Raw genomic sequence first — 1,298 nt, forward strand, 5'->3', positions numbered from 1 at the left:
CAATTCAAATATTCCTGCGTGATGTTACCGGGTGGGGACCTGGCGAATATTGGTTCCCAGATATTCGAACCTTGCCGGGGGCGACCTTTGTCCTGTCTCTAGTGCTATACCCTTACGTGTATCTACTGTGCCGCGCGGCATTTATGGAACAGAATGTTTCACTGCTGCAAAGTGCCCGCTTGCTGAAATGCTCACCTTGGGAGAGCTTTTGGCGTATTTCGATGCCTTTGGTGCGACCTTCTATTGCCGTGGGGTTGTCGCTGGTGGCGATGGAAACCATTGGGGACTTCGGCACCGTCAGCTATTTCGCCGTTAACACATTAACGACAGCGGTTTACGACACGTGGCTTGGTTATTCTAACCTTAACGCGGCCGCTAAAATTTCCGCAATTATGCTGTTGATTGTTGTGCTGCTACTCAGTACAGAACGCTATAGCCGCAGAAAGCAGAAATTATTCCAAAGCCAATTCAACAGCCATGAAGATTTTCGTTACGAGTTAAGCGGCTGGAAAAAATGGGCGGCACTGGTGTGGTGTTGGGGACTGGTTGCTGTGGCGTTCATTTTGCCATTACTTCAGTTGATCGATTACTCAATTACTTACTTTGAGCAAAGCTGGACACCAGAATTCCGTGAGTATGCGTGGAACAGTCTTGTTGTGTCTGTCATTGCTGCGATCATCGGCGTGGCTGTTGCTCTTATTGTTAACTTTACCCACCGAGTCAATGGCAAACGTGAAAGCCTTGCTTTTATGCGTCTTTCCTCAATGGGCTACGCAGTATCTGGAACGGTATTGTCGATTGGCGTGATGGTTGCCGTGCTGTTTATGGACTATCGCGTAAACGATATTGCGAAGGCGATGGAATGGGGTAGACCGGGGCTGATTTTCTCAGGCTCAATGTTTGCGTTGATCTTTGCGATGGTGGTGCGTTTCTCAGCTGTTGCGATTGGTAGTATCGAAAGTAATCTAAATAAAATTTCTCCATCGTTAGATATGGCGTCACGCACGATGGGATGTACGCCTAATACGATGCTGTGGCGAGTGCACTTTCCACTGGTAAAACGTGGTGCACTGATTGCGGCATTGTTGGTGTTTATTGAGTCGATGAAAGAGCTCAATGCCTCTCTGCTTCTGCGTCCATTCAATTTTGAAACACTGGCAACATACGTATATAACTTTGCCTCGGATGAGCATTTAGAATTGGCAGCTCTGCCTGCTGTATTGTTGGTTCTTGTTGGGTTGATCCCGCTTGTTGTTGTTAACCGTTCACTGGAGCAAAATCACTGATGAGCTGTGCAT

General features: G+C 47.5%; 1 protein-coding gene. It reads left to right on the forward strand.

Features of this window, described 5'->3' with window-relative positions; genetic code table 11:
- On the forward strand, window positions 1–1,286 hold a 1,286-nt coding region (locus tag R7O12_RS25315), incomplete at its 5' end, for an iron ABC transporter permease (protein ID WP_318126813.1).
- Window positions 1,287–1,298 lie beyond the last annotated feature (12 nt).

This window comes from Vibrio sp. Vb1574, from assembly GCF_033338675.1.